This is a genomic window from Rhizobium viscosum, from assembly GCF_014873945.1.
Taxonomy (GTDB): domain Bacteria; phylum Pseudomonadota; class Alphaproteobacteria; order Rhizobiales; family Rhizobiaceae; genus Rhizobium; species Rhizobium viscosum.
The window spans coordinates 559,310-584,881 of the sequence record NZ_JADBEC010000001.1; the positions used below are offsets into that span (position 1 = coordinate 559,310).

The window sequence follows — 25,572 nt, forward strand, 5'->3', positions numbered from 1 at the left end:
CCGAACGCGAGCTTTACAATGTCAGCCATCAACCTCGCCATCGTCGGCGTCGGCAAGATCGTCCGCGACCAGCACCTCCCCTCCATCGCCGCCAATGCCGATTTCAAGCTGGTGGCGACGGCAAGCCGCCACGGCACGGTCGACGGCGTTACCGCCTATACGTCGATCGACGACATGCTCGACGCCGAACCATCGATCGATGCCGTTTCGCTCTGCATGCCGCCGCAGTATCGCTATGAAGCGGCTTACAAGGCGCTGGCCGCCGGCAAGCACGTTTTCCTTGAAAAACCACCGGGTGCGACGCTGAGCGAAGTGGAAGATCTGGAAGATCTCGCCAACAAGCAGGGTGCGACGCTGTTTGCAAGCTGGCATTCGCGCTATGCGGCAGCCGTCGAAGCCGCCAAATCGTTTCTTTCCTCGACCGAAATGAAGAGCATGCACGTCATCTGGAAGGAAGACGTGCGCCACTGGCATCCGAACCAGGAATGGATCTGGCAGGCCGGCGGTCTCGGCGTTTTCGATCCGGGCATCAACGCGCTTTCAATCGTGACGCATATCCTGCCGAAGGCGATGTTCCTCAGCGCCGGCACGCTGGAATTCCCTGAAAACCGCGACTCGCCGATCGCTGCCGACCTGCATTTCCGCAATGTCGACTACGTTCCCGTTCACGCAGAATTCGACTGGCGCCAGACGGGCAAGCAGAGCTGGGACATCATCGCCGAAACGGCTGCCGGCCAGATGGTTCTCTCTGAAGGTGGCTCGAAGCTCTCGGTCGGCGGCGAGCTGAAGTTCTCGGCCCCGGAGGCCGAATATCCGTCGCTCTATCGCCGCTTTGCCGAGCTCATCAAGGCCGGCAAGTCGGATGTCGATCTGGCGCCGCTGCGCCATGTCGCCGATGCCTTCATGCTCGGCAAGCGCAAATTCGTCGAGGCGTTCTACGACTGATCGGCCGCGCGGACAGATGCCATTGCGCCTGCAGAATGCTAGAATAGGAAAACGAAACGTGAGGGACGTTTTCCATGCAGCAGGAGCAGGATGAATCGTTTGGATTGGGCGTCCCGCATCTGGCGGTGAGGCTCGCCGACCCAAATGCCAAGTGGCGGGAGGCCTATCTGCTGGAAGAGGCCAGGATCCGTGGCGCGCTTGGCCCTCTGGCAATCGACATACAGCACTTCGGCAGCACCGCCATTCCAGGCATCAAGGCGAAACCGATCATCGATATCCTGATCGGCGTTCGCCGCCTTGATGACGGACTTGCCTGCATCAAGCCCATGGAAGCGATCGGCTACGACTATGCCGGTGCCGACATCGTGCCCGACGACCATCTCTTCGGCCGCGGTGTCACGGGCGAGACACGCACTCATCTCGCACATGTCGTCGAATATCAGGGCTTCAACTGGAGGCGGAACATCTTCTTCCGCGACAGGCTGCAAGGCGATCCAGCCCTTGCGCTGGCCTATGAAGAACTGAAGATCGGCCTCGCGGAAAAATATGCCGAGAGTCGTGCGGCCTATACCGGCGCGAAGAAGGATTTCATCGACAGGGTTCTGGCCGAGGCCGGTCTGGCCTGACGTTCCCGTCAGGCCTTCTTATCCCACCGTCCCTCCGGCGTCTGCTGCCAATAGGTGAGATTGTGCCCCTCGCCTTTCAGCTTCTTCCATTGGGCGCGCGCGCCCTCAAGCTGCTCCTGATCATAACCGTCGAACATGAAGACGATCCTCTCATAATCCGCGACGGTCGGCGGCTCGGCGCCATCGACGATGAAGCGGACGGTCGCAGCATTGGCATTGTCAGGCGAAACGGTCAGGAGAACGGGCTGATCCGCGGCGAAATCTCCCTCATCCGTGCCATGCGGCAGAAAGCTGTCCTCTCGATAGGTCCACAGATGCTGATCCAGCGCATCGCGCCGCGCAGCCTCCTTCATCTGGACGGCGACGCGCCAGCCGCGCTCAATACTCTTGTCGAGCAACGGCGGAAGCGCGTCTTCCAGCTTCGATTCCGTCAGGTGGTAGAAGAGGATTTCCGTCATCGTGTTTCGTAATTCGAGCGGACCAGTTCATCGAGCAGGCGCACGCCGAAACCGGAGCCCCAAGACTGGTTGATCTCGTCCTGCACCGAGCCCATGGCCGTGCCTGCGATATCGAGATGCGCCCAGGGCGTATCCTGCACGAAGCGCTTGAGGAAATGGGCCGCAGTGATGGAACCGGCGAGGCGGCCGCCGGTATTCTTCATGTCGGCGAACTTGCTGTCGATCATCTTGTCATATTCCTTGCCGAGCGGCATGCGCCACAGTTTCTCGTTCGTGACGAGACCGGCGGTCGTCAGCTGCGCAGACAGGGGATCGTCATTCGAGAAGAGACCGGCATGACTATTGCCGAGCGCGACCATGATGGCGCCTGTCAGTGTTGCAAGATTGATCATGAACTGCGGCTTGAAGCGGTCGTTGCAATACCAGAGCGCATCGCAGAGCACGAGACGGCCTTCCGCGTCCGTGTTGATGATCTCGATCGTCTGGCCGGACATGGAGGTGACGATGTCGCCCGGACGCTGAGCGTTGCCATCAGGCATGTTTTCCACAAGGCCGATGATGCCCACGACATTGACCGGCGCCCTGCGGGCGGCAAGTGTGTGCATGAGGCCGGTGACGGCAGCCGCACCGCCCATATCGCCCTTCATGTCTTCCATGTTGGCAGCCGGCTTGATCGAGATGCCGCCGGTGTCGAAGACGACGCCCTTACCGATGAAGGCGATCGGCCGGTCCTTGCCCTTTCCGCCCTTCCATTGCATGACCGCAAGCCGCGGGGGACGGACGGAACCCTGGGCAACGCCGAGCAGAGCGCCCATACCGAGACGGCGCATTTCGCGCTCGGTGAGGATTTCCACCTCGACGCCAAGCTTCTCGAGTTCCTTTGCCTTGGCGGCAAATTCCACCGGGCCGAGCGCATTCGGCGGCTCGTTGACCAGATCGCGGGCGAGATTGACACCGTCGGCAACCGCTTCGGCATCGGCGAAGGCCTTCTTGGCGGCAGCCGCATCGGCCGTGACGATCGTTACCTTGACCGACTTCGCCTGTTTCTCCTCGTCGTCATTCTTTTTCGTCTTGTAGATGTCGAAACTGTAGGCGCGGAGCAGCATGCCGAGGGCGAAATCGACCGCAGCCTTGGCGCTGACGTCTGCGCCGGGCGCATCAATGAAGACCGTCGCCTTCTCGGTATTCTTAATTCGCGAGGCAGCGCTACCGCCGGCCTTCAGCCAGTCGTGGACGGTGAGGTCTGCCGGTTTGCCGAGGCCAAGGACGATGATGCGATCGACAGGCGCACCCTCCGGCGCCACCAGGTCGAGGGCAGCCAACGATTTTGCCGAGAAGCGCGCAATCTTCGACGCCTTGGCGATCACTCCCGCCGGATCGGCAATATCGGCCCCAGCCGCCGTGTCTGCCTCTGATGTCTTCAGGAGGATCGCGAGGCCGCCGCCGAGTTTTGCCGATTTTGAGAATGAAATTTCGAATTTTGCAGACATGTCTTCTCCGATGGGATTCATGAAATCCGTGCCAGGGGATAATTTCGCGTTTGACGGGTCTGTCAATGGCCGTCGACAGTTGTTATGTTCCGCGCGGCCGCCCGGCCAAAAGGTTTTCGTCAGTTTCGTAGATGTTTGCGTTGACAGTTTTTTCGAAATATCGATGGCGGGGTCCGGCAATTCGCCTGCCGCAAACGGCATTCGGCGTCTTTGTACTGCTCTTCTGGGTGTGGTGGCTGCTGCTTGCCCTGTTTCGCGCCTTTCCCGGGATAGATATTTATTTTTCCCAGCTTTTTTTCGTGCAGGCAGCCTGTGACGCGTCGGCCCCGGCAACCCAGATCTGCGGCTCATTCCCCTATCGGAGCGAAGCGATCCTCGGTCTCTTACGCACACTCTTCTTCTACGTTCCCTATGTCGTGACCGCGGTGATGCTGTGGAAACTGGTCGAGTGCTATCAGCAGCATGGCGCGACATTCAACGCGCCGCGCGCCCGCGATCTGAAGGTTGCGCTCGGCACGCTGCTGATCGGTCCCGTCCTTCTCGTCAACGTGATCCTCAAGGAATATTGGGGTCGACCGCGCCCGGTCCAGACGGATTTCTTCGGCGGCACGCTGCATTTCGCCGAGGCCGGTTCATTGGCAGGCAAATGTGTCTCGAACTGCTCCTTCATTTCCGGAGAGGCGGCGAGCGCGGGCTGGCTGTTCTGCCTGCTGATCTTCGTTCCAAGGTCGGTGCGTTACGCGCTTGTCGCACCTGTTGCCGCCGTTTCCATCCTGACACCCGCGATGCGGCTTTCCTTCGGCGCACATTATCTATCCGACGTCGTGCTGGGATGGCTGTCCTCGGTCGTCATATTCGCGGCGCTGATGGCACTTGCTGAGTCGCCACGGCAACAAAAAAATTCTGAAATTTGAATGAATTTTTGACACTGACTTGTCGCAAAACCGAGACAAACAGCGTAGAGGGAATCTCCTGCTGATCATATCGACCTGCAGGCGCGTTCAAGGGCGAGCATGAAACTACTCGAGACATATATATTGCGGCGTGTTGGCCAGATGTTTCTCGTGGCCCTGCTCCCGGTGCTCGCGATCATCTGGACCACCCAGGTCCTGCAGCGCATCAACCTGGTGACCGACAGCGGCCAGTCGATCGGCTCCTTCGCCATGCTTGCGACGCTGATCCTGCCGTCGATCATTCCCGTCGTGCTGCCCTTTGCGCTCGTCATCGGCATTACCCAGACGCTGACGACGATGAACAACGATTCCGAACTGACCGTGATCGATGCCGCCGGCGCCCGCCGCAGCATCCTGGCGCGGCCGATCCTGCTGCTCGCGATCCTTGTCAGCGTTTTCTCGTTCTTCGTCGACAATGTCGTCGAGCCGCGCGCGAAGACGGTCGTGCGGCAGATGATCGCGGCCACCTATGCCGACCTTCTTTCGTCCGTGATCGAGGAAAAGACCTTCCGCAAGATCGACGAAGGCCTCTATGTTCAAATCTCGCAGCGACTCGCCGGCCGCACGCTCAAGGGCCTCTTCGTTGCAGACGAGCGCGACCCGAACTACGAGCTCATCTACTATGCGCGTGAGGGCGCCGTGGATGATGTCGGCACGTCGCTGATCATGCATGACGGCGAAGTCCATCGCAAAACGCCCGATGGAAACGTCTCGGTCATCAAGTTCGATTCCTATTCCTTCGATCTTTCGGACATGACGGAAAACAACGGACAGGCGACGCTGCGCGCGAGCGACCGCGATCTTGGCTTTCTGCTCAATCCCGATCCGAAAGACCCCGACTATATCGCCAAGCCCGGCAGCTATACCGCCGAGTTGCATCGCCGTCTGACCGACTGGATGCTTCCCTTCGTTTTCGCGCTTTTCTCGCTTGCCATAGCCGGGGATGCGCGATCGCATCGCGAGGCACGCATGCATCCGATGATCGGAGCACTGGGCCTCGCGTTCGCATTGCGCTGGGCGGCGTTCTACGTTGCCAACCAGATCGACAAAAGCGCGATCTATATCCCGATCCTCTATGGGATCCCGATCGTGACCAGCCTGGTTTCGATTATCTTCCTGAATATGCATAAGCGGCTCGCCATGCCGCTTGCCGTCAGAAATCGCACCTCGACGATCTGGAAGCGCGCGCAGAAGCGGGTACTTGCCGCGACGGGTCGGACCGGCGGAGGCGCTGCGCGATGATTTTCGGGACGTTGTCGCGGTATTTCTTCCGCCGGTATGTCGTTACCACGATGTGGTTCCTGCTCGGCATGAGCGCCATCACCTTTCTGCTCGATTTCAGCGAGACGGCAAGCCGCATCTCCAGCTTTCCCGGCTATACGCTGGGTGGCGCTGTGCTGCTCACCGCCGTTCGACTGCCGCTGATCCTGCAGCAGACGATTCCCTTCGTGGCGCTGTTCGTCGGCATCACCGTGCTGATCGGCCTCAACCGGAAATATGAACTTGTCGTCACTCGTGCGGCTGGCATTTCCGTCTGGCAGTTCATGCTGCCTTTCATCGCCGGATCTCTGATTCTCGGCGTTCTGACGGTGGTGGCGCTCAACCCGCTAGCCGCCTGGGGCCAGAGGCAGGCAACGCAATTCGAGACGGCCTGGCGCGGTCAGGACAATGCCATGATCAGGGCGCTGCAGGTTCCGTGGCTGCGCCAGATCAGCGGCCGGGACGACGTCATCATCGGCGCCAAGACCGTGCTGGAGAACGGCACGCTGCTTATGGACGCAGTGCTTGTCCACTTCGATTCCGCCGGTCAGGTCATTTTGAGGCAGGATGCCTCATCCGCCAAATTGGAAGATGGTTACTGGCAGCTTAACAATGTCGTCGAACGCAAGCCTGGGGAAATCCCGGTGCGTAAGGCTACGGAGCAGCTTCGTACCAATCTGAAGCAAGACTTTATCAAGGAGCGGCTGACAGCGCCGGAAACAATTGGTTTCTTTGACCTTTCCAACCGTATCGCTGCCGCCAAATCCTTCGGAATCTCCACGAAGGCGCTTGAGACTCAATTCAACTCTCTGCTGTCGCAGCCGCTGCTCTTGGTGGCCATGACTCTCATTGCTGCAACAGTGTCTCTAAAATTTAGCCGGTTCAACCAGTCACGCTCTGTGATTCTAGGTGGAATCCTTTCAGGCTTCATGCTTTATGTCGTCACCGTGCTTGTGAAAGCATTCGGAAGCAGCGGTGTCGTGCCGCCGTTTGTGGCGACTTGGATACCAGTGATCGTGGCGCTCGCTTTAGGCGCAACGATTCTGCTTCATCAGGAGGATGGCTAGTGGCGGTAGGCGACCGCAAGTATTTTAGTAAACAGTTGGTTGCCCTGCTCTTAGGTGCAGCTCTGTGTTCCTATTTTGAGAGTGCTCCTGTTGCCTATGCCCAGGAGAACACTACAGGCATGCCTGCGATCGGCCAGAATATCTCGCCGGACGCAAAACTGATGCTGTCCGCAAACGAGCTTGTCTATAACAAGGACCAGGAACTGGTCTCTGTGATCGGCGGCGTGCAGATCAATTACGGCGGCTACAAGCTGGTCGCCCAGAAGGTCGACTATAACCAGAAGACCGGACGCATGATGGCGACCGGCAACATCGAAATGGTGACGCCCGACGGCAACCGTATCTATGCCGACCACCTCGATGTGACCGACAATTTCGCAGACGGCTTCATGAATGCACTGCGGATTGAGACAAGCGACAATACCCGCCTCGTTGCCGAAACCGGCCAGCGAGTGGGCGGCACGCAGATGATTCTCAATAAAGGCGTCTACACGGCCTGCTTGCCCTGCGCCGAGAAGCCCGAGCGCGCGCCTTTCTGGCAGGTCAAGGCGCAGCGTGTGATTCAGGATAACCAGAAGCACACGATCCGGCTTGAGCACGCCCGGTTTCAGCTACTTGGCCGTTCGATCGCATATCTGCCGTGGATCGAAGTCCCCGATAATACCGTGAAGCGCAAATCGGGTTTCCTGTTCCCGTCGATGAGCGTTTCGCAAAATCTCGGCTACGGTCTTTCCGTTCCCTATTACTACGTCATCTCGCCGAGTTCGGATTTCACCGTCACGGGCACCGGCTATACCTCCCAGGGCTTCATGCTCGAGGGCGAATATCGCCGTCGCTTTGAAAATGGCACGGTGACGATGCATATTGCCGGCATCGATCAGATGAACCCTGGCAATTTCAGCGCGGGTACAAGCGATGCCGAAGCTGAACAGCGCGGCATGGTCGCGTCGAAAGGGGATTTCAGGATCAATCCCCGCTGGACCTTCGGCTGGGATGTGATGGTGCAGAGCGACAACAACTTCTCGCGCACCTACAAGATCGATGGTTACGACAACACGCCGCATGCCAACACCGTCTATCTGACGGGTCTCGGCAAGCGGAATTACTTCGACCTGCGCTCTTTCTATTTCGACGTACAGGACGCCGACCGCAACAACACCGCGGAAAAACAGCAGGCGATCGTCTATCCGACGCTTGACTATCACTATGTCGCGCCGCAGCCGCTGGCAGGCGGTGAGCTTTCGGCAGATGTCAATCTCACCAATATTTCGCGCACCCACGACGATTTTTATAATGTCGCAGGTTTCGACCGCTTCCGCGGCCTGGAGGGTCAGACGACCCGCTTGAGCACGGAAGTGCAGTGGAAGCGCACTTTCGTGACGTCGACCGGCCTGGTGATCACACCGTTGCTGGCAGCACGTGGCGATGCTTTCGCGCTCAACATGGACAGTCCCGTCGACGCTAACGGCATTCCATATGCCGGCAACTATCTCAACGATAGTGCGGCAACGCGCGGAATGCTCACTGCTGGTTTGGAGATGCGCTATCCCATCCTGTTTACGACCAGCAACAGCACGCATGTTCTGGAGCCGATCGCCCAGATCTATGCCCGACCCGACGAGCCACTCGCAGGCCGGCTGCCGAACGAAGACGCACAGAGCTTCGTCTTCGACGCGACCAACCTTTTCGATCGTGACAGGTTCTCCGGCTACGACCGTATCGAGGGTGGCACGCGCGCAAACCTCGGCTTCCAGTATACAGGTACCTTCGACAGCGGCTATAAGCTGCACGGCATCTTCGGACAGTCCTACCAGCTCGCCGGTCAGAATTCGTTTGCGACCGACGACCTCGTGAATGTCGGCGCCGATTCCGGCCTTGAAACCGACCGTTCCGACTATGTTGGCCTCGGCGGCATCGAAATGCCTTTCGGCCTCTCCGTGGCAGCATCCTACCGGCTGGACGAGAAGGATTTCTCCTTCAATCGCGGCGACCTGACGACGGCCTATCAGAACGATACCTTCTCGGGCCAGGTCACCTATACGCACGTGAGTGCCCAGCCGGCATACGGCTTTGCTGAAGACCAAGACGAGATTCAGGCGAGCAGCAGCGTCAGGTTCAAGGACTACTGGTCGATCTTCGGTGGTATCGCTTGGGATCTGAACAATGACGTCGTTGTCAGGCGTTCGCTCGGCATTTCCTATCAGGACGAGTGCACCATCTTCACCATCGCCTATGTGGATAGGCGGGATACGACGGATCAGACGGCAAGCGACTGGACGATAGCCGCCCGCCTGACCTTCCGCACGCTCGGCGATATCCGGTTGGGCACGGGTGACGCTGCAAATAGCCTCTGACGACGGATGGCCGGCCGGAAATCTCCGGCCGGGCCATTCTTTCGCCGTAACCCTGTGCAGGACATTGCGACCAGTCGTTATGTCAGACATAGGGTGTCGCAGAGCAAGAGAGGCGATTTCCGCTTGTCTCAGTGTATGGTAAGAACGCCGCGCGCTGGATCGTGCGGCGCTATCGGGAGGTCAACAGATGATTGACGCGAAGAAAACCGTAACCACGCTTATTGCAGGCGCAGCCTTCATGCTTGCTGCCTTCAGTACCCCCGTCTTCGCCGCAAGCGAAGTCAAGGCGGTGGTAAATGGTACCGCGATTACCAGCGGCGACGTTGCAAAGCGACAGGCCTTCATGCGCTTGCAGCGCTTGAAACCCGACGCCAAGGTTGCCGAAGAACAGCTTGTCGACGAGACGTTGAAACGGCAGGAAATCTCTCGCGTGCGGATGTCCGTCTCGCAGGATGACGTCAACGCCTCCTTCGCTCGTTTCGCCGCCAGCAACAAGCTTTCCGTCGAGCAGATGGGGCAGATCCTCGACCGCGCCGGCGTCGGAGTCGATCATTTCAAGAACTTCATTGCCGTGCAGATGAGCTGGCCGCGTATTGTCAATGCGCGCTACGGCTCCAGCGCACGGATCTCGAATTACGATCTGGTCAACCGCATGATGCAGAATAACAAGCAGAAGCCGGTGACGACAGAATACATGCTGCAGCAGGTCATCTTCGTGGTCCCGCCAGCCAAGCGAAATGCGATTACGGCCAAGCGCAAGGGCGAGGCAGAGGCATCCCGCTCCAAATATCCGGGCTGCGATCAGGCCAAGACTTTCGCTGCGACGATGCGAGACGTTTCGATCCGCGATCTCGGCCGTATGCTGGCTCCGGAAATTCCCGCGGAATGGAAGGACCTCGTCGCGCAGGCCAAGGGCAACACGACTGCAACACGCGTGACCGACAAGGGCGTGGAATATCTGGCGATCTGCAGCCAGCGCCAGGTGTCTGACGACCAGGCGGCTGAAATGGTGTTCCGTCAGGAAGATCTCGACAAGTCCAAAGCCGACAAGTCCGCACCGCCGGAAAACGAAAACAGCACCAAATATCTGGATGAACTGCGCAAACACGCGCAGATCATCTATCGCTGATTTTTCCATGGCGACACCGTTTTCGCGACCGCTTGCGCTGACGCAGGGCGACCCCGCCGGCGTTGGGCCTGATATCACCCTCATGGCCTGGCTTCGCAGACGCGAGCTTGGGCTGCCACCATTCTTCCTGATCGGCGATCCCGGTGTGCTTGCGGTACGGGCACGACAGCTCGGCCTTGATGTTCCCCTGCGCAGTATCGGCAATGCAGCCGACAGCCTCGGTATCTTTGCGGACACGTTGCCTGTCCTGGCGATACCCGCAGGCGTCGATGTTGCGGCGGGAGAGCCGCATGTCGCGACGGTGAAAGGTACGATCGCCTCGATCGAGACGGCGGTAGCGCTCGTCATGCGGGGCGAAGCGCTTGCGGTCGTAACCAATCCGATCGCCAAGTCCGTGCTCTACGAAGCAGGATTCAAATTTCCAGGCCATACGGAATTCCTTGCCGATCTTGCCATGCATGCGACCGGTCAGTCGGTCATGCCTGTCATGATGCTTGCGGGACCGAAACTGCGCGCCATTCCTGTCACCATCCACATTCCGCTCAGGGATGTACCGCAGGCATTGACGCTCGGCCTGATCGTCGAAACCTGCCGAATCGCAGACAGAGATCTGAAGCAGCGATTCGGGATCGACTCCCCGCGCCTGGCCATTGCAGGGCTCAATCCGCACGCGGGCGAAGGCGGCGCGATCGGCAAGGAGGATGAAACCATCATCCATCCGGCGGTGCAGGTCCTTCGCGACGAGGGCATCGATGCTATCGGCCCCCTCCCCGCCGACACGATGTTCCATGACGAAGCGCGCGCACGTTATGACGTGGCCGTCTGCATGTATCACGATCAGGCGCTGATCCCGGCCAAGGCGCTCGGTTTCGACGATTCCGTCAATGTGACGCTCGGCCTTCCTTTCGTGCGGACCTCCCCCGATCATGGCACCGCCTTCGGCATAGCCGGCAAGGGACTTGCCCGCGAAACGAGCCTGGTTGCCGCGCTGAAGCTCGGCGCGCAGCTTGGCCGGACTGCGGAAAGCCATCGTTAATGGCTGCACTCGACGGTCTGCCGCCGCTTCGCGAGGTTATCCAGTGTCATGGGCTCGATGCGCGCAAGGCGCTCGGGCAGAACTTCCTGCTCGATCTCAACCTGACGCAGAAAGTTGCCCGCACGGCCGGCGCGCTTGATGGCGCGACCGTCTTTGAAGTCGGTCCGGGTCCCGGCGGCTTGACGCGGGCCATCCTGGCGCTCGGCGCGAAGAAGGTCATCGCGGTCGAGCGCGATGCGCGCTGCCTGCCGGCTCTCGCCGAGATCGCCGACCATTATCCCGGACGGCTGGAGGTCATCGAGGGTGATGCGCTGAAGATCGATTTCGAAGCGATGGCGCTGAAAGGCCCGATCAAAATCATCGCCAACCTGCCCTATAATGTCGGCACCCAGCTTCTGGTGAACTGGCTGCTGCCAAAGGCGTGGCCACCCTTCTGGCAATCTCTGACGCTGATGTTCCAGAAGGAAGTCGGCGAGCGGATCGTCGCCTCCGAAGACGACGATCACTATGGCCGTCTCGGTGTGCTCACGGGATGGCGCACCCACTCCCGCATGGCATTCGATATTCCGCCACAGGCTTTCACGCCGCCGCCGAAAGTGACCTCGACGGTGGTCCACCTGACGCCGAACGAAAACCCGATCCCCTGCTCCGTCGCCAATCTGGAGAAGGTGACGCAGGCCGCCTTCGGCCAGCGTCGCAAGATGCTACGCCAGAGCCTGAAGCCGATCGGCGGGGAAAGCCTGCTCGTCAAAGCAGGCATAGATCCGGCCAGACGCGCGGAGACGCTGTCGGTGGAGGAATTCTGCCGGCTGGCGAACAGCCTTTAGAGTATTGGCGTTTCCTCAAGCAATTCGCGGACGAAATCGAACATGCCGTGGCGGCGGTCGCGGCGCAGGCGCTCGGCCTTGACGATCGACTGCACGGCGTCGAAGGCGGCATTCAGGTCATCATTGATAATGACATAGTCATATTCGCGCCAGTGAGCGATCTCGGCACGGGAATTTGCCAGGCGCGTCTGGATGACTTCCTCAGAATCCTCCGCACGGCGATGCAGACGGGACTGCAGCTCGGTCATGGTCGGCGGCAGGACGAAGATCGAGACCACATCGGCCTGCATCTTCTGCTGCAATTGTTGAGCGCCCTGCCAGTCGATATCGAACAGCATGTCGCGGCCTTCGGACATGGCCTGCTCAACCGGCTCGCGAGGCGTGCCGTAGAAATTGCCGTGAACCTCGGCCCATTCGAGCAGAGAATCGGAATCGCGCAGCCGCTCGAACTCCCGCACGGTCTTGAAATGATAGTGGACGCCTTCCACTTCGCTCGGCCGGCGCTGGCGTGTCGTGACGCTGACGGAAAGGCCGATCTGTTTGTCCGTTTCCAAAAGCGTACGCGCGATGGTGGATTTGCCCGCACCCGAGGGCGACGAGATGACCAGCATCAGACCGCGACGGGCGATCTGGATGGACGAGATTTTCGCCGGGCTCATGTCCTACTCCAAATTCTGGACCTGCTCACGGAACTGATCGATCACCACCTTCAGCTCGATCCCGGCTGCGGTGACGGCCGATGCGTTCGACTTCGAGCATATCGTATTCGATTCTCGGTTAAATTCCTGTGCAAGGAAATCGAGCTTTCGGCCAACCGGGCCACCTTTTGTCACGAGGTCGCGGGCGGCGGCGACATGGGCTTTCAGCCGATCTATCTCTTCGCGCAGATCCGCCTTGGTGGCGAGCAGTGCTGCTTCGGCGTGCAGCCGGTCACGGTCGAGAGCGCCGGTTCCGTCCATGAGGAGCGCAACCTGCGCGGAGAGCCTCGCCGCTATCTCATGCGGCGAGCGAGAGGGATCGGCCTCGATCGTGCTTGTCAGCGCTTCGACCGTCGCGACATGGCCGAGAAGCACACGCGCCAGTGCCGCTCCCTCCTGCTCACGCATGATCCTGAGGTCGGACAGCGCTGCCTTCAGTCCCGACAGGATCTCGGCATCGCGGGCGGCGACCGTCTCTTCGCTGTCCTGCGTTTCGCGGAAATCGACGAGGCCGCGGATGGAAAGCAGGGTATCGAGCCTCAGCGGCGCCGGATCGATAAGACCTTCCAGCTTGTCGCGCATGGCGAGAACGGCAGCGAAGGCGTCCTGATTGAGCACGGCTTCAAGCTGGCTTTCGCCTGTCGTCAGGGACAACGTGGCCTGCAGGTTGCCGCGGCTGAAATTCTCGCCGGCAATACGGCGAACATCCGTTTCGAGGCGCTCCAGACCGGGCGGCAGACGGAGGCGAAGATCGAGGCCCTTGCCGTTGACCGAACGCAGTTCCCATGCCCAGCGCCAGCGGCCGGTCGTTCCCTCGCGCCGCGCAAAACCAGTCATGGACTGCAATGCCATCAAAGGCCTCCCGATATCAGTTGATCTTCTTTTTCTTCGGCGGAACCGCGGATGTATTGTCCGCAGGCTGGTCTTCCGGCTGTCCGTCGACGACAATTTCGGGATCGGCACCCTTGTCGGCTTCCAGCTTGCGCCAGCGTTTGACGTTGGCATTGTGGTCTTCGAGCGTTGCCGCAAAGACGTGACCGCCGGTACCATCGGCAACGAAATAGAGGTCCTGCGTCTTCCAGGGATTGGCGACAGCCTCCAGCGCGTCTTTGCCGGGATTGGCGATCGGCGTCGGCGGCAGGCCCTTGATGACGTAGGTGTTGAAGGGCGTCTCTTTCTTCAGGTCCGACTGATAAATCGGCCGGTCTGCGGGTTTACCATCGCCACCGAAGAGACCGTAGATAATGGTCGGATCGGACTGCAGACGCATGCCCTTACCGAGACGGTTCAGGAAGACGGAGGCGACATGAGCGCGCTCGTCAGGCACTCCCGTCTCCTTTTCGACGATGGAGGCGAGCGTGACAAACTCTTCCTTGCTCTTCAAAAGCAGAGACGGATCACGCCGATCCCAGATCTGGTCGACCAACTTCTGCTGGGCGGCAGCCATCTGGTCGATGATCTCAGACCGCTTGGTACCGCGCGAGAACTTGTAGGTATCGGGCCGCAAGCTGCCTTCCGCCGGCAGGGCGGCCGGCAGGTCGCCTTCGAGCACCGGATCGTCCAGCATGCGGTCGAACATCTGCCGTACCGTCAACCCTTCGGGGAAGGAGACGGAATAGAGGATCGACTTGCCTGATTTCAGGAGCTCCATGATCTCGTTCATGGAAGCATGCGCCTTGATCTCGTATTCGCCGGCCTTGAGGCTCTCGCCATCATTGAGATGAGTTGCTGTCAGATAGCGGAAGACGCGGGCATCCGAGATGATCAGGTTGCGTTCGAGGTTTGTGGCGATTTCTGCGAGGCCTGCGCCATTGCGGACGATGAAATTGGTATTTGTCTGCAGCGGGCCGGGGTTCTGATAGGCGGTGATGGCGTAGTAGAAGCCGATGAGCCCGGCGATGCAGACGACCACCGCCATGGTCATTACGAAATTCAGGAAGAGGACGACCTGGCTGCGGGCATTCCTGGAGCGCTTCGGCGGCTCGGGAACACGTTCCGGGCGCAGGGCTTCGCTCGGCGATTTCGGGATGATCGGTCCCTTCTGCGCCGGCTGGCCGTTGTCGCTGCTCTGGTTGGTCGTATCGCTCACCGGCAATCCTCTAAAACTTGGCCCCCGCTTCGCTATTTCGCGAAGTAATGCGGCAAAAACAGGTTCTGCCGCGCTTCATGACGCCGTTTGACGTTCGCCTGTGCTCGTGAACCGCCTGTTACACGACGTAGCGGCGCAACACGAGCGATGCATTCGTGCCGCCGAATCCGAACGAGTTGGATAGCGCCACGTTGATTTCTCGCTCACGAGCCTTGTGCGGAACAAGATCGATTGCGGTCTCACGCTCGGGATTGTCGAGATTGAGCGTCGGAGGGGCGACGTTATCCCGAATTGCGAGGGTCGTGAAGATCGCCTCGATGGCGCCGGCAGCACCGAGCAGGTGGCCGGTCGCGGATTTGGTCGACGACATCGAGATCTTCGACGCTGCATTGCCGACGAGGCGCTCGACGGCACCAAGCTCGATCGTATCGGCCATGGTTGAGGTGCCGTGGGCGTTGATGTAGTCGATATCGGCAGGCGTCAGGCCGGCGCGCTTCAGCGCCATGGTCATGCAGCGGAACGCACCGTCGCCGTCTTCCGACGGAGCCGTGATGTGGAAGGCATCGCCGGAAAGCCCGTAACCGACCACTTCGGCATAGATCTTGGCGCCGCGTGCCAGCGCATGGTCCAGCTCTTCGAGAACCACGATACCGGCGCCCTCGCCCATGACGAAACCATCGCGGTCCTTGTCATAGGGGCGCGATGCCTTCTGCGGGTCGTCGTTGTGCTGTGTCGACAGCGCCTTGCAGGCGGCAAAGCCGGCAAGCGAAATGCGGCTGACCGGGGATTCCGTGCCGCCGGCAACCATGACATCGGCGTCGCCGAGCGCGATAAGGCGGGCAGCATCGCCAATGGCATGCGCACCGGTGGAGCAGGCGGTGACGACCGAATGGTTCGGGCCGCGCAGCTTGTGGCGAATGGAAACCTGGCCGGAGACGAGGTTGATCAGTCGGCCTGGAATGAAGAAAGGAGAGATGCGGCGCGGGCCCTTGTCGCGCAGCGTATAGCCGGCTTCGACAATGCCTTCGATGCCGCCGATGCCGGAACCGATCAGCACACCTGTCGCGATCTGGTCCTCATCGGTTTCGGGATGCCAGTCGGCATCCTTGAGCGCCATGTCGGCGGCGGCCATGCCGTAGATAATGAAGGGGTCTACCTTGCGCTGTTCCTTCGGCTCCATCCAGTCGTCGGCATTGAAGGTGCCGTCGGAACCATCGCCAACGGGAATGCGGCAGGCAATCTTGGCAGGGAGATCATCGACCTCGAATTCGGTCACTAGACGAGCGCCGTTTGCTCCCGCACGCAGGCGGGACCAGGTAATTTCTGCTCCGCATCCCAAGGGCGATACCATGCCGGTACCTGTTATGACGACCCTTCTCATCGACTGCTTTCCCCCGTCTGTTATGTTTTATGGAGAAACATGCTCAAAAGAAAAGGGCGGACTCTTGGCCCGCCCTTTCTCGAATGCGCAGAATCAGGCCTGAGCCTTTTCAATAAACTTCACGGCATCGCCAACCGTCAGGATCGAGTCAGCGGCATCATCGGGGATTTCAACGCCGAATTCTTCTTCGAAGGCCATGACCAGTTCGACCGTGTCGAGCGAGTCTGCGCCCAGATCGTCGATAAAGCTGGCGCTCTCGACGACCTTGTCGGCATCGACGCCAAGATGATCAATAACAATTTTCTTTACGCGTTCTGCGATATCGCTCATGTCGGTTTCCTCGACCTTATGTCCTGATCGGAGCATCATTCTGACACCCCTACCCTGTTTCAGCCTGCGATGCTTTCAGACATCCTCGGCAAACTCGTTTACCCGGCTTTAGAGAAGTCCCAGGCTTGCGAAAAGCCCGCCGGTACGTCTGCTTTTTTCGGGACGACTGTTGACAGTCATGGCCCGCTTAACATGCTTTAAGTCTGCCGCAAAGCCAGAAAATCAACCGTTCGTGATTGCTCAACACGCTATTGGCTGAAATCGGCGGCTGCGGCAGCTAATCGTTTCAGATCATGGCCATGCCGCCGTTTACGTGCAGGGTCTGACCCGTCATATAGGCCGCTTCCGAGGAGGCGAGATAGACGACGGCAGACGCCACTTCGGCGCCGGTTCCCATGCGCTTCATGGGGATCGCGCCCATGATCGTTTCCTTCTGCTTTTCATTCAGCTTGCCGGTCATGGCGCTTTCGATGAAGCCCGGAGCGACGCAGTTGACCGTCACATTGCGGGTCGCGATTTCCTGGGCCAAAGACTTCGAGAAGCCGATCATGCCTGCCTTGGAGGCGCAGTAGTTGGCCTGTCCCGGATTGCCGGTCACACCGACGATCGAAGTGATGTTGATGATGCGGCCATAGCGGCGGCGCATCATCGGATGGGTGAGTTCGCGTGTCAGGCGGAAGGTCGCCGTCAGGTTCACTTCGAGAACGGCATCCCAGTCCTCGTCGCTCATGCGCACGAAGAGGCCGTCCTTGGTGATGCCGGCGTTATTGACCAGGATATCGACGCCTTCGAGATCGGCTTCCGCCTTCTGGCCGAGAGCCTTCACCTCATCGCGATCCGACAGGTTCGCCGGGAAGATCTTCACGCGGTCGCCGAGCTCATTTGCCAAAGCCTCGAGCTTTTCGACACGAGTGCCGTGCAGGCCGACGATGGCGCCCTGCTTGTGGAGAAGGCGGGCGATTTCCTCGCCGATGCCGCCCGATGCGCCGGTGACGAGAGCCTTGCGGCCGGAAAGATCGAACATGGGAACGTTCCTTATATGAAGTGGGGCAATCAGGCCGTGAGAGCGGCAATGGCAGCGTCGATATCGGCAGGGCCGTTGACCGAGACGCCATTAATATTCTTGTCGATGCGGCGCGCAAGGCCGGTCAGCACCTTGCCGGCACCGAGTTCATAGAGCGTGGTGACGCCATTTGCGGCAAACCATTCCACCGTTTCGCGCCAGCGGACCTGTCCCGTGACCTGCTCGACGAGAAGGGCTGCGATCTCCTCAGCGTCAGTGACCGGAGCGGCACGGACATTGGCGATGACAGGCACGACCGGGTTGGCCTTCTTCACGCCGGCGAGCGCCTCGCGCATGGCGTCGGCTGCCGGGGCCATCAGCTTGGAATGGAAGGGAGCGGAAACCGGCAACAGGATGGCACGCTTGGCGCCCTTGTCCGTCGCAAGGCCGGCGGCCTTTTCGACGGCCGACTTCTCGCCTGATATAACGAGTTGGCCGCCGCCATTGTCATTGGCGATCTGACAGGAGCCGGTCGCTGCAGCCTCCTCGCAGACGGCCTGCACATCTGCATGCTCCAGGCCAATGATGGCGGCCATGGCGCCGACGCCAACAGGCACGGCAGCCTGCATGGCATTGCCGCGGATGCGCAGAAGTCGCGCCGTATCGGCGATAGAGAAGGTGCCGGCGGCACAGAGGGCGGAATATTCGCCGAGCGAATGGCCAGCGACGTAAACGACCTTCGCTTTCAGGTCGAGACCCTTGGCTTCGAGCACGCGGATGACGGCCAGGGAGACGGCCATCAGCGCCGGCTGGGCGTTTGCCGTCAGCGTCAACTTGTCCTCAGGACCGTTGAACATGACATCGGAAAGCTTTTCACCGAGCGCTTCATCGACCTCTTCGAAAACGGCGCGGGCTTCCGCAAAATTCTCGGCGAGATCCTTGCCCATGCCGACGGCCTGGCTGCCCTGGCCGGGAAAAGTGAAAGCAATGGTCATTTTTCAGTCCCTCGATAGCGCCCATCGGGCCATTTCGCCTCCAATTGACATTCTTTCTTTCAGAGTCAAGTGGCGGCAGATTCTCTCCAAAGCCTTTCGCCCCAGCGGGAATACCCGGTTTTTCCTCTTGCGCTTCACCAAATCCGGCCTAGATTTGCGCGGTTCTTCCCAAGCTCTTCCTTTCCCAGACCACGCCCAAGGTTTCCAATGAAATACAATAAATTAGGCCGCACAGATATTTCCGTTTCCGAGATTTGCCTCGGCACCATGACCTGGGGCACGCAGAACAGCGAGGCGGAAGCCCATGAACAGATGGACTACGCTGTCCAGGAAGGTATCAATTTCTTCGATACTGCCGAGCTTTATCCGACCACGCCCGTTTCGGCCGAAACGCAGGGCCGCACGGAAGACTATATCGGCAGCTGGTTCGAAAAGACCCGCAAGCGCAAGGACGTCATCCTGGCAACCAAGGTTGCCGGTACCGGCCGTTCCTACCTGCGTGACGGCGAAGGAGCCGACGCCAAGAATATCCGCATGGCGCTTGAGGCCAGCCTGAAGCGGCTGAAGACAGACTATGTTGATCTCTACCAAATCCACTGGCCGAACCGCGGCCATTTCCATTTTCGCCAGAGCTGGCATTACGATCCCTTCAAGCAGGACCGCACCAAAGCCGTCGCCAACATGACCGACATTCTGGAGACGATGGGCGAGTTGGTGAAGGCGGGCAAGATCCGCGCCTTCGGCCTGTCCAACGAAACGACCTGGGGTATCCAGAAATATTTGACGCTGTCCGAGCAAATGAACCTGCCGCGCGTCGCCAGCGTCCAGAACGAATACAATCTCCTCTACCGCCATTTCGATCTCGACCTGGCGGAACTCTCCCATCACGAGGATGTCGGCCTGCTCGCCTATTCGCCGCTTGCCGCCGGCATCCTGACCGGCAAGTACATCAACGGCCAGAAGCCGGCGGGCACACGCGCCTCGATCAACAGTGATCTCGGCGGCCGCCTGCAGCCGCTGCAGGAAGCGCCGACGAAGGCCTATCTCGACATCGCCGCCCGCCATGGCCTCGACCCGGCCCAGATGGCGCTCGCCTTCTGCCTGACCCGCCGTTTCATGACTTCCGCCATCATCGGCGCAACTTCGATGGCACAATTGAGGACGGATATCGGCTCGGCGAACGTGGAGCTCAGCAGCGATGTACTTGATGAAATCGAGAAGGTTCATCGCCAGTATCCGATGCCGCTCTGAGAGCATTCGGCACATACAAATCAGAAGGGCGCCTCAGCGCCCTTTTTTAATGTTCGTACAATCTAACCGTTCATAAGCAATGGTAAGTCGGAATAAACATAAAATTGTATTTATTTAATAATATTAATTTATAGTTGAATTATATATTGTTTAAATACATACTCCCCGCCGCCGGGCACAGGTATTGTGTCTCTTTCATGGGGGATATCATGCATCACGGAAGCAAGAACTTCGAAGTGACAGCGCCCCGCTCGCGCTTCTATCAAGGCGGCTTCGGCCGCATATTTGCGGACCTCGATCCCTGGGCGCCGGAAGGCATACCCGATCACCAGCTTGAAGAGCATTTCCTGAAATTCGCATCCGATAACATGGTCGAATTTCCGGGCAAGCGGCCGGAAGAGATCATCTCCAACGACACCACGCCCGACGCAGGCAACCCGAACGCGCCGCTGAATTCAGCCATGCCATCCGGCTATGTCTATTTTGGCCAGTTCATCGATCACGATCTGACACTCGATGTGACACCGCTCAGCGACGCCGAGCTCGACCCCAACCGTCTCCATAATTTCCGTACGCCGAGACTCGACCTCGACTGTCTTTACGGGCTGGGCCCGGATGCCCAGCCGCACCTCTATCAACACGACAGTACGACAGGGGCTTTTACCGGCAAGCTGCTCGTCACACAGATAACAGGTGCCGATCTTGGTGCGCTGGACGGAAAACTCTTCGACCTACAGCGCAACAGCGAGGGCAAGGCCCTGATCGGTGACCCTCGAAACGACGAGAACTCCATCGTCGCACAAATCCATCTCGCCTTTGCCCTCGCCCACAACAAGCTTGTGGACATCGCCATTTCCAAGACGCCATCGATCTCAAAAGTGGAAGCCTTCAATCAGGCACGCAAGACATTGCGCTGGCTGTATCAATGGATCGTGTGGAATGATTTCCTGATGCGCATCACCGACAAGGGCGTGCACAATGCCGCGCTCTCCCGCAAGAAACAGCCCGACGGCCGGCATATCTGGAAAGCAGGATATGACGACGTCTATTCCTGGAAAAACCAGCCCTTCATGCCGCTCGAATTTTCCGTTGCGGCTTACCGCTTCGGCCATTCGATGGTCCGCAACGCCTATCAGACGAACGTCCGCAAGCCGCCGGCGGGCGTCGGCACCTTCTTCCCAATCTTCAACAAGGATCATTCAGGCGATCTTATCAGCGGCAGACCACTTGAAGTCCGGCGCGTTCTGCAGTGGGACTGGTTCCTGCAAATGAACAGTTCCGTGCAGAACTTTCCGCAGCGCGCCCGCAAGATCGACACGAAGCTTTCGAATGCACTGATGTTCCTGTCGGAAGATCCACAATCGCCGGCGGATCCCACCAAGGTTCTGAATGTCCTGGCTGCCCGCAACCTGACACGCGGTGTGCGCATGAAGCTGCCGGCCGGTGCTGATGTCGCCCGCCATCTTGGCGTGCCCGTCATACCCCTGACCGACAAAGAACCGGCTACACTCTGGTATTATATACTGAAGGAAGCCGAACAGGCGGGCGGCAACCACCTGGGAGATGTCGGCTCGATTATCGTCTGCGCTACATTCGCCGGCATATTGAAAGGCGATCCGTTATCCTGGTTCAACCAGCAGCCCCTGTGGGAACCGGATGAAGATCCACTGCTGAAAGGCCAGCCGTTCAATGAAGACGGTGGGAACAAGGGCAATCCCGAATGGGGGCTTCCGGCCATTGTCAGGATGTCCGGTCTGCCCTTTGATGGCTCGCTTTTCTTCGTTGCTCAACCGGCCCCTCCTCAGCCTGTGACAGCCTGAGATAAGAGCCTCGCAAGCGCATGTGACTGGCTTTTCTGCCATATGCGCTTGCCTTTCGCGCAAAAATCCGTATAAGCGCGCCTGTTCGTTAACCCGGTCTTCTGGCTGGTGGCTGAACGGAGGGCCGGTTTGCTTCATGCGAGCCGTTCGGAACGGAAGCGTTCCAGCCTCCCGTGTCTCCGCTCTCGACCGTCTCGGAAACGCTTTTCTTGCTTGGCGCTTATCGCCTCTCAGGAGCAGTCGTTGAGGCTTAGCCGCCGAATGCCGGGTTCTGATCAACGCAAGAAAGGCAAAGCTGTCATGGCTCTTTATGAACATGTATTCCTTGCCCGACAGGATATCACGTCGCAGCAGGTCGATGCCCTCGTAGAACAGTACAAGGGCGTGATCGAAGCAAACGGCGGTAAAGTCGGGCGTATCGAAAACTGGGGTCTCAAGTCCCTCACCTACCGCATCAAGAAGAACCGCAAGGCTCACTACGCCCTGATGGACATTGATGCACCGGCAGCTGCGATCCAGGAAATGGAACGCCAGATGCGCATCAGCGAAGACGTTCTTCGCTACATGACCATCGCTGTTGAAAAGCACGAAGACGGCCCGTCTGCCATGATGCAGAAGCGCGACCGCGACGACCGTGGCCCGCGTGAAGGCGGCGACCGTGGCCCGCGCCGCGAATTCGGCGATCGTCCGCCGCGCCGTGACGGCGACTTCCAGCGTGGCCCGCGCCCTGACCGCGCTCCCCGCGAAGACCGTGCATAAGGAGAAATAAGAATGTCTGAATCTTCCTCCGCTCCGGTCCGTCGTCCGTTCCATCGTCGTCGCAAGACCTGCCCGTTCTCCGGTGCAAACGCTCCGCGCATCGACTACAAGGACGTCCGTCTCCTGCAGCGCTACATTTCCGAGCGCGGCAAGATCGTTCCGTCCCGCATCACGGCCGTTTCCCAGAAGAAGCAGCGCGAACTCGCCCAGGCGATCAAGCGCGCACGCTTCCTCGGCCTGCTGCCGTACGTCGTAGCCTAATTTGATATCGAAGCCCCGGATTCTGATCCGGGGCTTCCTCCCTTCCGCGATGGGCGCGGATCGGAACCTTAAAACCCATGTTGAGGCATCTCCCGGATCGATTCAGGGAAACCCTCTAACTGCTTGATGAAGCAGGACAGCGAAGTGACAAAACTGAACCCGAAAACGCTTGCGATCGGCGCACTCGCCGGATTGACCGCCGCCTTGCTGGTGCTTGGCGCGAGCATGCAGCCGTCGTTCAGTGCGGTGCTTTACGCCGCTTCCGCGCTTCCCATCCTGCTCGTCGGCCTCGGCTGGGGCAATGCGGCCGCGATTTCGGCCGTTGTCACCGCCGCAGCACTCGGCGCGATCTTCATCTCCCCATCGTTTGCGCTCGTCATGACGCTGGTGACGCTGCTGCCGGCAGGCTGGCTGAGCCACCTTGCGAACCTTGCGCGCCCGGCCTCCGAACTCGGCGGCCCCGACAATCTGCTCGCCTGGTATCCGCTGTCCGATATCCTGCTGCATCTCTGCGGTCTCGTCACCTTCGCCGTCATCGTGACCGGCATCATGATCGGCTACGGGCCTGAGATCACCGACCAGATGGTCGATGTGCTGATGGCCTCGCTGCAGGAGCAGCAGCCGACATTCGTTCCGGATCCGGTCGCGACCGCGCAGACGAAGTCGCTCGTCGTTCTGATGTTGCCTGCAATACAGGGCGGCATCTGGGTGGTGATGCTGTTTGCCGCCTACTACATCGCGACGCGCATCGTTGTCGCTTCCGGTAAAAGCCTGCGCCCGCGCGAGGATATCCCCTCGTCGCTGCGCATGAACCGCAATTCGATCTTCATCTTCCTCGCCGGTCTTGCCGCCACCTTCATGGGCGGCATTCCGGCGATGATCGGCGCCACGGTCGTCGGAGCCTTCGGCGCCGGCTTCCTGATGTCCGGCTTCGCCGCCCTGCATTTCCGCACGCGCGGCAAGGACTGGCGCTTGCCGGCCCTCATCCTGAGCTACCTGGCATGCACCATGATGCTGCCAGCCCTTTTCATCCTCGTGCTTGGTCTCGCCGATACCCGCAAGGCGATCGCCCTGACCCCGACCAAGGATGCCGACGCCCCCAAACAACCCGATAGCGAAATCTGAGAACAAGAAAGGAAAAACACCATGGACGTCATCCTCCTCGAACGCATCTCCAAGCTCGGCCAGATGGGCGAAACCGTAAAGGTTCGCGACGGCTTCGCACGCAACTACCTCCTGCCGCTCGGCAAGGCACTGCGCGCCAACGCTGCCAACAAGGCCCGTTTCGAATCCGAGCGCGCAACGCTCGAAGCCCGTAACCTCGAGCGCAAGTCCGAAGCTCAGAAGGTAGCCGACGTTCTCGACGGCAAGTCCTTCATCGTCGTCCGCTCTGCCGGCGAAACCGGCCAGCTCTACGGCTCCGTCGCTGCCCGTGACGTCGTCGACATTCTGGCTGCCGAAGGCTTCAACATCGCCCGCAACCAGGTTCACCTCAACACGCCGATCAAGGCGATCGGCCTGCACAAGGTCGAGCTTCAGCTTCATGCCGAAGTTGAAATCAATGTTGAGCTGAACGTTGCCCGCTCCACCGAGGAAGCCGAGCGTCAGTCCAAGGGCGAAGAGCTTACCTCTGTCGATGCCATCTACGGCGTTGACGAAGACGCGCTGCGTCCGGAAGACTTCTTCGATCCGGAAGCCGACGGCCTCGACGAAGACGAAGCATAATTTCTGTCTTCAGACGGAACGGAAAGCCCGGCCTCCCGCCGGGCTTTTTTTGTCTAATTCTCTGACGTCTGGCGCAGCGGTTCAGCACTCTTGTCGACATGGACAACGACAGAGAGGCCGGGTGCGAGCTCGGCGATCTGCTGATCATCGTCAATGCCGATCCTGACGCCGACGCGTTGAGCGATCTTGGTGAAATTGCCCGTCGCATTGTCAGGCTTGATAACTGCGAATTCGGAGCCAGCGGCAGGCGAGAAACGCTCGATATGCCCCTTGAGCTCACGCCGGTTCAGCGCATCGACAGAGATTACCACAGGCTGGCCGACCTTCATGCCGCCAAGCTGGGTTTCCTTGAAATTGGCGACCACCCAGACATCATCGGGAACAACGGCCATCAATTGTGTGCCGGCAGCGACATACTGGCCGATGCGAACACCGACTTCACCGAGATGGCCGTCTCGCGGCGCGGTAATCGCGGTATTCTGCAGGTCGATTTCTGCGAGATGGACGGCGGCTTCGGCGCCGACGACATTGGCCTCCAGCGAGGCCCGGTTGACGATTATGGCGGCGAGACTCTGCTTGGCGACTTCGAGCGCTGCTTCAGCCTGATGAACGGACGCTTTTGCCTGATCCAGCGTCGATTGCGCCTGTTCAGTTTCGCTGGTCGAGGCAATACCGCGATCGCCGAGGTTCTGTATGCGGTTGGAGGCAAGCTCTGCCCGCTTCAGGGCAGCATTGGCGCTGTCGATCTGCGCCTCGGCCGAGTTGATGTTGGCGTTGGCCGAAAGCTCCTGTTGATGCGAATTGGCAAGTGAGGCTTTCTGGGCATCGAGCGCTGCACGCGCCTGCGCCACCTTCTGCGCATAGATCCGGTCATCGATCTTTGCGAGCACCGCACCCTGCTTGACCTGTTGGTAATCCTTGACCGGCACGTCGACGACATAGCCGCTGACTTGCGGGCTCATCAACGTCACGTAACCGCGCACATAGGCGTTGTCGGTCGTCTCGACCGATGTGGCGAAGGGCGGCAGGCGCCAGGCATAAAGGACGAGCAGGATGCCGGCTGCACCTGCAAGGAGCGTGACTGTTATTGCCGGGGAGCGAAGAAATTTGAACAT

The 25,572-nt window shown here is 59.6% G+C and carries 25 protein-coding genes; 15 read left to right on the top strand and 10 right to left on the bottom strand.

Annotated features, from left to right (window positions below; all coding sequences use genetic code 11):
* Nucleotides 1-18: 18 nt before the first annotated feature.
* Together H4W29_RS02855 and H4W29_RS02860 are read left to right on the top strand one after the other, a co-directional pair.
* Complete coding sequence (locus H4W29_RS02855; RefSeq protein WP_192727576.1) at nucleotides 19-945, top strand: Gfo/Idh/MocA family protein; 927 nt, start codon at nucleotides 19-21, stop codon at nucleotides 943-945.
* 74 nt (nucleotides 946-1,019) lie between these two features.
* Nucleotides 1,020-1,571, top strand: a complete 552-nt coding sequence (locus tag H4W29_RS02860; RefSeq protein ID WP_192727577.1) for a GrpB family protein — start codon at nucleotides 1,020-1,022, stop codon at nucleotides 1,569-1,571.
* Nucleotides 1,572-1,579: 8 nt separating this feature from the next.
* Here the strand turns inward: H4W29_RS02860 and H4W29_RS02865 are convergent, their stop codons facing one another.
* Together H4W29_RS02865 and H4W29_RS02870 are read right to left on the bottom strand one after the other, a co-directional pair.
* Nucleotides 1,580-2,029, bottom strand: a complete 450-nt coding sequence (locus H4W29_RS02865) for a DNA polymerase III subunit chi (RefSeq protein ID WP_192727578.1) — start codon at nucleotides 2,027-2,029, stop codon at nucleotides 1,580-1,582.
* Entirely contained in the window at nucleotides 2,026-3,519 is a 1,494-nt protein-coding gene (locus H4W29_RS02870) for a leucyl aminopeptidase (RefSeq protein ID WP_192727579.1), read from the bottom strand. Before H4W29_RS02870 ends, H4W29_RS02865 begins: the two co-directional genes overlap by 4 nt.
* A 140-nt stretch (nucleotides 3,520-3,659) precedes the next feature.
* On the opposite strand from H4W29_RS02870, the gene H4W29_RS02875 reads away from it, so the two are divergent.
* The 7 genes from H4W29_RS02875 to rsmA all read left to right on the top strand — a co-directional run bounded on the left by H4W29_RS02875 (nucleotide 3,660) and on the right by rsmA (nucleotide 12,145).
* Nucleotides 3,660-4,433, top strand: a complete 774-nt coding sequence (locus H4W29_RS02875) for a phosphatase PAP2 family protein (RefSeq protein WP_192727580.1) — start codon at nucleotides 3,660-3,662, stop codon at nucleotides 4,431-4,433.
* Between the two features lie 99 nt (nucleotides 4,434-4,532).
* A complete protein-coding gene (locus H4W29_RS02880; protein ID WP_192727581.1) occupies nucleotides 4,533-5,714 on the top strand; it encodes an LptF/LptG family permease in 1,182 nt (393 codons plus the stop codon).
* Nucleotides 5,711-6,799, top strand: a complete 1,089-nt coding sequence (gene lptG / locus H4W29_RS02885; RefSeq protein WP_192727582.1) for an LPS export ABC transporter permease LptG — start codon at nucleotides 5,711-5,713, stop codon at nucleotides 6,797-6,799. Before H4W29_RS02880 ends, lptG begins: the two co-directional genes overlap by 4 nt.
* The gene (locus H4W29_RS02890) at nucleotides 6,799-9,153 is read left to right on the top strand and encodes an LPS-assembly protein LptD (RefSeq protein WP_192727583.1); all 2,355 of its coding nucleotides are present in this window, start codon (nucleotides 6,799-6,801) and stop codon (nucleotides 9,151-9,153) included. The genes lptG and H4W29_RS02890 overlap by 1 nt, the downstream gene beginning before the upstream one ends.
* Nucleotides 9,154-9,340: 187 nt before the next feature.
* On the top strand, nucleotides 9,341-10,282 hold the full coding sequence (locus tag H4W29_RS02895) for a SurA N-terminal domain-containing protein (RefSeq protein ID WP_192727584.1): 942 nt from the start codon (nucleotides 9,341-9,343) through the stop codon (nucleotides 10,280-10,282).
* A gap of 7 nt (nucleotides 10,283-10,289) precedes the next feature.
* Entirely contained in the window at nucleotides 10,290-11,318 is a 1,029-nt protein-coding gene (pdxA, locus tag H4W29_RS02900; protein WP_192727585.1) for a 4-hydroxythreonine-4-phosphate dehydrogenase PdxA, read from the top strand.
* Nucleotides 11,318-12,145, top strand: a complete 828-nt coding sequence (gene rsmA, locus H4W29_RS02905) for a 16S rRNA (adenine(1518)-N(6)/adenine(1519)-N(6))-dimethyltransferase RsmA (RefSeq protein WP_192727586.1) — start codon at nucleotides 11,318-11,320, stop codon at nucleotides 12,143-12,145. The genes pdxA and rsmA overlap by 1 nt, the downstream gene beginning before the upstream one ends.
* Here rsmA and gmk read toward each other — a convergent pair.
* From gmk to fabD, 7 genes are all read right to left on the bottom strand, one after another.
* The gene (gmk, locus tag H4W29_RS02910; protein ID WP_192727587.1) at nucleotides 12,142-12,804 is read right to left on the bottom strand and encodes a guanylate kinase; all 663 of its coding nucleotides are present in this window, start codon (nucleotides 12,802-12,804) and stop codon (nucleotides 12,142-12,144) included. The genes rsmA and gmk overlap by 4 nt on opposite strands.
* Nucleotides 12,805-12,807: 3 nt before the next feature.
* A complete protein-coding gene (locus H4W29_RS02915; protein ID WP_192727588.1) occupies nucleotides 12,808-13,695 on the bottom strand; it encodes a YicC/YloC family endoribonuclease in 888 nt (295 codons plus the stop codon).
* Between the two features lie 16 nt (nucleotides 13,696-13,711).
* Nucleotides 13,712-14,932, bottom strand: coding sequence for an endolytic transglycosylase MltG (gene mltG / locus H4W29_RS02920; RefSeq protein WP_192727589.1), 1,221 nt, complete (start codon nucleotides 14,930-14,932; stop codon nucleotides 13,712-13,714).
* A 118-nt stretch (nucleotides 14,933-15,050) separates the two neighbouring features.
* Nucleotides 15,051-16,313, bottom strand: a complete 1,263-nt coding sequence (gene fabF / locus H4W29_RS02925; protein WP_192727590.1) for a beta-ketoacyl-ACP synthase II — start codon at nucleotides 16,311-16,313, stop codon at nucleotides 15,051-15,053.
* A 93-nt stretch (nucleotides 16,314-16,406) separates the two neighbouring features.
* Nucleotides 16,407-16,643: an acyl carrier protein gene (locus H4W29_RS02930; RefSeq protein ID WP_003547058.1), complete on the bottom strand. Its 237-nt coding sequence runs from the start codon at nucleotides 16,641-16,643 to the stop codon at nucleotides 16,407-16,409.
* Between the two features lie 286 nt (nucleotides 16,644-16,929).
* Nucleotides 16,930-17,667: a 3-oxoacyl-[acyl-carrier-protein] reductase gene (gene fabG, locus H4W29_RS02935; RefSeq protein ID WP_007820098.1), complete on the bottom strand. Its 738-nt coding sequence runs from the start codon at nucleotides 17,665-17,667 to the stop codon at nucleotides 16,930-16,932.
* A 29-nt stretch (nucleotides 17,668-17,696) separates the two neighbouring features.
* Nucleotides 17,697-18,641, bottom strand: a complete 945-nt coding sequence (fabD, locus tag H4W29_RS02940) for an ACP S-malonyltransferase (protein WP_192727591.1) — start codon at nucleotides 18,639-18,641, stop codon at nucleotides 17,697-17,699.
* Nucleotides 18,642-18,848: 207 nt separating this feature from the next.
* On the opposite strand from fabD, the gene H4W29_RS02945 reads away from it, so the two are divergent.
* The 6 genes from H4W29_RS02945 to rplI all read left to right on the top strand — a co-directional run bounded on the left by H4W29_RS02945 (nucleotide 18,849) and on the right by rplI (nucleotide 24,457).
* A complete protein-coding gene (locus tag H4W29_RS02945; protein WP_192727592.1) occupies nucleotides 18,849-19,892 on the top strand; it encodes an aldo/keto reductase in 1,044 nt (347 codons plus the stop codon).
* A 209-nt stretch (nucleotides 19,893-20,101) separates the two neighbouring features.
* Nucleotides 20,102-21,712: a peroxidase family protein gene (locus H4W29_RS02950; protein WP_192727593.1), complete on the top strand. Its 1,611-nt coding sequence runs from the start codon at nucleotides 20,102-20,104 to the stop codon at nucleotides 21,710-21,712.
* Between the two features lie 300 nt (nucleotides 21,713-22,012).
* The gene (rpsF, locus tag H4W29_RS02955) at nucleotides 22,013-22,471 is read left to right on the top strand and encodes a 30S ribosomal protein S6 (protein WP_007820237.1); all 459 of its coding nucleotides are present in this window, start codon (nucleotides 22,013-22,015) and stop codon (nucleotides 22,469-22,471) included.
* A 12-nt stretch (nucleotides 22,472-22,483) separates the two neighbouring features.
* Entirely contained in the window at nucleotides 22,484-22,732 is a 249-nt protein-coding gene (gene rpsR / locus H4W29_RS02960) for a 30S ribosomal protein S18 (RefSeq protein ID WP_007531286.1), read from the top strand.
* 126 nt (nucleotides 22,733-22,858) lie between these two features.
* On the top strand, nucleotides 22,859-23,857 hold the full coding sequence (locus H4W29_RS02965; protein WP_210332228.1) for a DUF2232 domain-containing protein: 999 nt from the start codon (nucleotides 22,859-22,861) through the stop codon (nucleotides 23,855-23,857).
* A 21-nt stretch (nucleotides 23,858-23,878) separates the two neighbouring features.
* Nucleotides 23,879-24,457, top strand: coding sequence for a 50S ribosomal protein L9 (gene rplI, locus H4W29_RS02970; RefSeq protein WP_192727595.1), 579 nt, complete (start codon nucleotides 23,879-23,881; stop codon nucleotides 24,455-24,457).
* A 53-nt stretch (nucleotides 24,458-24,510) separates the two neighbouring features.
* Here rplI and H4W29_RS02975 read toward each other — a convergent pair whose 3' ends face one another.
* Nucleotides 24,511-25,572, bottom strand: a complete 1,062-nt coding sequence (locus H4W29_RS02975) for an HlyD family secretion protein (protein ID WP_192727596.1) — start codon at nucleotides 25,570-25,572, stop codon at nucleotides 24,511-24,513.